This window comes from Enterobacter wuhouensis, assembly GCF_004331265.1.
Classification (GTDB): Bacteria; Pseudomonadota; Gammaproteobacteria; order Enterobacterales; family Enterobacteriaceae; genus Enterobacter; species Enterobacter wuhouensis.
Genome location: NZ_SJOO01000018.1, coordinates 41,733 through 48,272 on the forward strand (window position 1 = coordinate 41,733; position 6,540 = coordinate 48,272).

The 6,540-nt window shown below is 53.3% G+C and carries 5 protein-coding genes; 3 read left to right on the plus strand and 2 right to left on the minus strand.

The features are described from left to right. The first annotated feature begins 20 nt into the window (after positions 1–20). The 3 genes from E0L20_RS22710 to E0L20_RS22720 all read left to right on the plus strand — a co-directional run bounded on the left by E0L20_RS22710 (position 21) and on the right by E0L20_RS22720 (position 4,518). Positions 21–2,684 (plus strand): bifunctional acetate--CoA ligase family protein/GNAT family N-acetyltransferase, encoded by a 2,664-nt coding sequence (locus E0L20_RS22710; RefSeq protein WP_131635890.1) that lies wholly within the window; start codon positions 21–23, stop codon positions 2,682–2,684. A 109-nt stretch (positions 2,685–2,793) separates the two neighbouring features. After that, entirely contained in the window at positions 2,794–4,149 is a 1,356-nt protein-coding gene (gene pssA / locus E0L20_RS22715; RefSeq protein ID WP_131635894.1) for a CDP-diacylglycerol--serine O-phosphatidyltransferase, read from the plus strand. Between the two features lie 45 nt (positions 4,150–4,194). Then, positions 4,195–4,518: a YfiM family lipoprotein gene (locus E0L20_RS22720; protein WP_131635891.1), complete on the plus strand. Its 324-nt coding sequence runs from the start codon at positions 4,195–4,197 to the stop codon at positions 4,516–4,518. Here E0L20_RS22720 and E0L20_RS22725 read toward each other — a convergent pair. Then, positions 4,515–5,822 (minus strand): MFS transporter, encoded by a 1,308-nt coding sequence (locus tag E0L20_RS22725; protein WP_131635892.1) that lies wholly within the window; start codon positions 5,820–5,822, stop codon positions 4,515–4,517. The two genes, E0L20_RS22720 and E0L20_RS22725, sit on opposite strands and share 4 nt — an antisense overlap. A gap of 150 nt (positions 5,823–5,972) precedes the next feature. After that, positions 5,973–6,425: a DUF4385 domain-containing protein gene (locus tag E0L20_RS22730; RefSeq protein WP_131635893.1), complete on the minus strand. Its 453-nt coding sequence runs from the start codon at positions 6,423–6,425 to the stop codon at positions 5,973–5,975. Between the last annotated feature and the right edge of the window lie 115 nt (positions 6,426–6,540).

Below are 6,540 nucleotides of genomic sequence, written 5' to 3' on the forward strand. Positions count from 1 at the left end.
AGCATTCACAGGAGACTTGCATGAGCCAGCGAGGGTTAGAAGCGCTATTACGTCCTAAATCCATTGCCGTCATTGGCGCCTCGATGAAACCCGATCGCGCAGGTTATCTGATGATGCGCAACCTGCTGGCGGGCGGATTTAACGGCCCCGTCATGCCGGTTACGCCTGCCTATAAGGCTGTGCTGGGCGTTCTGGCATGGCCGAACGTGCAGAGCCTACCTTTTATTCCTGACCTTGCCGTGCTCTGTACGCATGCGAAGCGCAATCTTGAACTGCTGGCATCCCTCGGCGAAAAAGGGTGTAAAACCTGCATTATCCTCTCCTCCCCTCAGGAGCAGCAGGCTGAGCTGCTCGCCTGCGCCAGCCTCTATCAGATGCGCATTCTTGGCCCGAACAGTCTCGGCCTGCTTGCGCCGTGGCAAGGGCTGAATGCGAGCTTTTCGCCAGTACCGATCCGCAAAGGCAAGCTGGCCTTCATCTCGCAGTCCGCCGCCGTCTCGAACACTATCCTCGACTGGGCCCAGCAGCGCGAAATGGGTTTCTCCTACTTCATCGCACTGGGCGATAGCCTGGATATCGACGTCGATGAGCTGCTGGACTTCCTCGCAAGAGACAGCAAAACCAGTGCCATCCTTCTTTATCTTGAGCATATAAGCGATGCCCGTCGCTTTGTGTCAGCAGCCCGCAGCGCATCCCGCAACAAGCCAATACTGGTGATTAAAAGCGGCCGTAGCCCTGCAGCGCAGCGCTTGCTCAATTCGCACTCCGGTATAGACCCCGCCTGGGATGCCGCGATCCAGAGAGCGGGTTTGCTGCGGGTGCAGGATACGCACGAGCTTTTTTCCGCCGTCGAAACGTTAAGCCATATGCGCCCGCTTCGCGGTGAGAAGTTAATGATTGTCAGCAATGGCGCTGCCCCCGCTGCGCTCGCGCTGGATGAGCTGTGGCGGCGCAACGGCAAGCTGGCGACGCTGGGTGAAGAGACGCTTGAGCGTCTGCGTGACGCATTGCCAGGAAGCGTCAATCCCGGCAATCCGCTCGATTTACGCGACGATGCCAGCAGCGAGCGCTATACCCGGGCAATATCCATCCTGCTGGATAGCCAGGATTTTGATGCGCTCATGATTATCCACTCCCCAAGCGCTGCAGCGCCGGGCAGTGAAAGCGCCCGCGCGCTGATTGACGCCGTGCGAAACCATCCCCGCGGTAAATACGTCACCCTGTTAACCAACTGGTGCGGCGAGTTTTCCTCTCAGGAAGCCCGGCGTCTCTTTAGCGAAGCCGGCATGCCAACCTATCGCACGCCGGAAGGTACCATTACCGCCTTTATGCATATGGTGGAATATCGCCGCAACCAGAAGCAGCTGCGCGAAACGCCAGCATTGCCGGGTAACCTGACGGCAAATTCAGTAGACGTTCGACGGCTTTTACAGCAGGCCACCGAAGACGGCGCAACGTCGCTTGATACCCACGAGGTACAGCCCATTCTGGGCAGTTACGGGATGCAAACCCTGCCGACCTGGATCGCCAGCGATAGCGCCGAGGCCGTTCACATTGCGGAGCAAATTGGCTATCCGGTCGCGCTAAAGTTACGCTCACCCGATATCCCCCATAAGTCAGACATACAGGGCGTGATGCTTTACCTGCGTACGGCTGCGGAGGTGCAGCAAGCGGCAGATGCCATTATCGACCGCGTTAAAATGACCTGGCCGCAGGCACGTATCCACGGCCTGCTGGTTCAAAGTATGGCTAATCGTGCGGGGGCTCAGGAGCTGCGGGTGGTGGTTGAACACGACCCGGTCTTCGGCCCGCTCATCATGCTGGGTGAAGGCGGCGTAGAATGGCGGCCTGAAGAGCAGGCGGTTGTCGCGCTGCCGCCGCTGAACATGAACCTTGCACGCTACCTGGTTATTCAGGCGATTAAAAGTAAGAAAATCCGTGGCCGGAGCGCGTTGCGCCCGCTCGATATTGCCGGGCTAAGTCAGTTTCTGGTGAAGGTATCGAACCTGATTGTTGATTGCGCTGAGATCCAGCGGCTGGATATTCATCCCCTTCTCGTTTCTGGCAATGAGTTTACCGCGCTGGACGTCACGCTGGATATTGCACCTTTCGAAGGTGACAGAGAAAGCCGCCTTGCGATCCGGCCATATCCCCTGCAGCTCGAAGAGTGGGTAGAGATGAAAAACGGTGAGCGAGCGCTGTTTCGCCCTATCCTGCCTGAAGATGAACCCCAGCTACGGGCATTTATCGGCCAGGTTACCAAAGAGGATCTTTACTATCGCTACTTTAGCGAAATCAATGAATTTACCCATGATGATTTAGCCAATATGACCCAGATCGACTACGATCGAGAAATGGCGTTTGTGGCCGTGCGGCATACCGAACAGGGTGATGAGATCCTCGGCGTGACGCGTGCCATATCCGATCCGGATAACGTGGATGCTGAATTTGCCGTGCTGGTGCGCTCCGACCTCAAAGGCCTGGGTCTGGGGCGGCGGCTGTTGGAAAAACTTATCAGCTATACGCGCGATCACGGACTGTTACGCCTGAATGGCATTACTATGCCTAACAATCGCGGGATGGTGACACTGGCGCGAAAACTTGGGTTTGACGTTGATATCCAGCTGGACGAGGGGATTGTAGCCCTTTCTCTTAGCCTGAGACCAGCTGATAAACACGAGTAAGCTACTGGAAATGTTACCCACTTTGCACGGCACTGGGGTATCATTGTCCGCTTATGTTGTTTGCATGGTACAGACAACCCTTCAATGAACAGAGAAGAAACGCACTGTGATGTTGTCAAAATTTAAGCGCAATAAACATCAACAACACCTTGCTCAACTACCGAAGATTTCTCAGTCAGTTGATGATGTAGAGTTCTTTTACGCTCCCGCTCATTTTCGGGAGACGCTTCTGGAAAAGATTGCCAGCGCCACGCGACGCATTTGTATCGTTGCGCTGTATCTGGAACAGGATGAAGGTGGGCGCGGGATCCTGAACGCGCTCTATGAAGCGAAACGTCAGCGTCCGGAACTGGATATTCGCGTGCTGGTTGACTGGCATCGAGGCCAGCGCGGCCGTATTGGCGCAGCCGCTTCCAATACAAACGCAGACTGGTACTGCCGCACGGCGCAGGAGAATCCTGGCGTCGATGTGCCTGTTTATGGCGTACCGGTTAACACCCGTGAAGCGCTCGGCGTTCTGCATTTTAAAGGTTTTATCATTGATGACAGCGTGCTTTACAGCGGCGCGAGCCTGAATGATGTTTACCTCCATCAGCTCGATAAGTATCGCTACGACCGCTACCATCTGATTCGCAATCCGCAGATGGCCGACATCATGTTTAACTGGGTTGATAAGAACCTGGTTCATGGCCGCGGCGTCAATCGTCTTGACGATCCTAATCGTCCCAAGAGCCCGGAAATCAAAAATGATATTCGCTCTTTCCGTCAGGAACTGCGCGATGCGGTCTATCATTTCCAGGGTGATGCCAATAACGAAGAGTTATCCGTTACCCCGCTGGTCGGTTTAGGCAAGTCCAGCCTGCTGAATAAAACCATCTACCACCTGATGCCGTGCGCAGAGCAGAAACTGACGATTTGCACGCCGTACTTCAATCTTCCTGCCGTGCTGGTGCGTAACATCATTCAGCTGTTGCGAGATGGGAAAAAGGTCGAAATTATCGTTGGTGATAAAACGGCAAACGACTTCTTTATTCCGGAAGATCAGCCGTTTAAGATCATCGGTGCTCTGCCCTATCTCTATGAGATTAACCTTCGTCGTTTCCTCAGCCGTTTACAATACTATGTGAATACCGACCAGCTGGTAGTGCGCCTGTGGAAAGATGAAGACAACTCCTACCATCTTAAAGGTATGTGGGTTGATGACGAATGGATGCTGCTGACCGGCAATAACCTCAACCCTCGCGCCTGGCGTCTGGATCTGGAAAATGCCATTTTGATCCACGATCCTAAGCATGAGCTGGCTGCCCAACGCGATCGCGAGCTTGAGCTTATCCGCACGCATACGACGGTGGTGCGTCACTACCGCGATCTGCAAAGCATTGCCGATTATCCGGTGAAGGTCCGCAAGCTTATTCGTCGTTTACGTCGCATCCGTATTGACCGTCTTATTAGCCGCATTCTGTGATGCCGAAGCCCTGTCACTGACGGGGCTTTTTTTATGGAGCCTATGATGCGTATCCCTCTCCTCGTCACCACGCTTGCCCTCACCGGCTGCAGCCATATGGCAAACGATAGCTGGTCTGGTCAGGATAAAGCCCAGCACTTTCTCGCCTCTGCGATGTTGTCTGCGGCCGGTAATGAGTACGCACAACACCAGGGCTATAGCCGGGACCGGAGCGCTGCCATTGGCGTTATGTTTTCTGTCAGTCTTGGGGCGTCTAAGGAGCTCTGGGACAGTCGTCCGGATGGAAGCGGCTGGAGCTGGAAAGATTTTGCCTGGGACGTAGCCGGTGCAACGACCGGCTACGCCGTGTGGCAGATGGCGCATTATTAAAGACGAATGCCCTTGCCCTTGCGATGCAGCATCAGAGAAACAATGAACGCCAGTGCGCCCATCACGGTGACATACCAGAAGAAGGTCGTTTCGCTTCCCCAGGATTTAAGCGACAGCGCAACATACTCCGCCGATCCGCCAAACAGAGCATTAGCCACCGCATAAGAAAGGCCGACCCCCAGGGCACGGACCTGTGCCGGGAACATCTCCGCCTTCAGGATGCCGCTGATTGCCGTATAAAAACTGATAATAATGAGTGCAACCATGATTAAGCCGAAAGCAGCATAAGGCGAGGTGGTATGCTGCAACGCGGTTAACAGCGGAACGGTACCCAGGGTGAGCAAGCAGCCAAAAATCAGCATTGAGTTGCGGCGACCAATTTTGTCCGACAGGGCACCGATAATGGGCTGAATCAGCATAAACACCAGCAGCGCTACCGTCATGACCACGCTGGCAACATTGGCATGCATCCCGGTCGTGTTAACCAGATATTTTTGCATATAGGTGGTGAAGGTATAAAAGCTCAACGACCCGGCAGCGGTAAAACCTAAAACCATCAAAAATGCTTTACGATTTCGCCATAGCCCTTTCATTGATCCCGCTTCCTTCAGCGACCTGACCTCCTGCTGAGATGTCTCATCCAGCTGTCGGCGCAACCATAGAGCGACAACAGCCAGAGCGGCTCCCATCGCAAACGGGATACGCCAGCCCCAGGCGCGTAAATCTTCGTCGCTAAGAATTTGTTGCAGGATCACGACAACCAGCAAAGCAAGCAGTTGTCCGCCAATGAGCGTCACATACTGGAATGATGCATAGAAGCCTTTTCTCCCCTCAACCGCAACTTCACTCATGTATGTTGCGCTGGTGCCATATTCGCCCCCAACAGACAGGCCCTGGAACAAACGTGCCAGCAAGAGCAACGCCGGTGCCCATGTTCCGATAGTGTCATACCCGGGTAAACAGGCGATCACCAGCGAGCCAACGCACATCATGCATACGGATATGAGCATTGAGGTCTTGCGGCCTCTTCTGTCGGCGATTCTGCCGAACAACCATCCTCCTATCGGACGCATTAAAAACCCGGCGGCAAATACGCCTGCGGTTTGCAGAAGTTGTGTTGTGGTATTGCCGGATGGGAAAAAGATATGCGCAAAGTAGAGCGAACAGAATGAATAAACGTAAAAATCAAACCACTCTACCAGGTTCCCCGATGAGGCCCCAACGATTGCCCAAACTCTTCGGCGGGTGTCCTTGCCTGTTAAGTTTGTATTTTCCGTATCTGTACTTGCTACGGTTTCTGTCATTTTAAATCCCCTGTCTCACATTGCGGGCCATTGCCCTCCCACAGTAAAACCGGATTTAAAACGAATCGTTAGGTAAATAAAATGTTTCCAATGTGTTTCATTTGGTTTTGTGAAGTCGATCGGGTATTGAATTATTAGCGAACATAGTAATTATCCCCACTCGCGCTGGTGCGCTTTTTTTCGACGCAAATAATCTTCATCCGCGCGAATTTTATCCCACCATTCTTTAAATACCGCAGCAGCCTCTGCTTTAACCGGATCGTGATCGAGGGGTTTGACGTTACGATCCAGATCGTACTTTTTTCCACCTTTATGATTGGCGTATCGTCGGGCACGGGTATATCCCATCTGTATGAATTTCCTTGCCATATCCATGCCTACAAAGTCGTTTTGCTGGCGATATTCTTCAAACAGGGCATATATCGCTTTTGCTGAGTGCGCTGCAACGTCTGCGTTTTTGTAGCGCCAGTGTGGAAGGATTTCACTTTTATAAGGCTCGACCATCAGCACGCCTTGTTCTCCCCGACCAACCTGGTAAAGCTCAGGATGATCGCGGAAGTTGATGCTGGCAAAATCCTGTTGGTAATCAAATGGACGTGTCAAAGCGGCACCGCTGTTAAAATAGTTTTAACAATTGTAGGCCCGCCAGAGTGAAGCTGCCAACGGGACTACATTTTTTCGGCTTATGAATGCAAAAAACCCCGCACCTTACGGTACG

Bases quoted from the DNA above. Each gene is read 5' to 3' on its own strand.
- E0L20_RS22710 (WP_131635890.1), top strand. From the start codon at position 21: ATGAGCCAGCGAGGGTTAGAAGCGCTATTACGTCCTAAATCCATTGCC.
- pssA (WP_131635894.1), top strand. From the start codon at position 2,794: ATGTTGTCAAAATTTAAGCGCAATAAACATCAACAACACCTTGCTCAA.
- E0L20_RS22720 (WP_131635891.1), top strand. From the start codon at position 4,195: ATGCGTATCCCTCTCCTCGTCACCACGCTTGCCCTCACCGGCTGCAGC.
- E0L20_RS22725 (WP_131635892.1), bottom strand. From the start codon at position 5,822: ATGACAGAAACCGTAGCAAGTACAGATACGGAAAATACAAACTTAACA.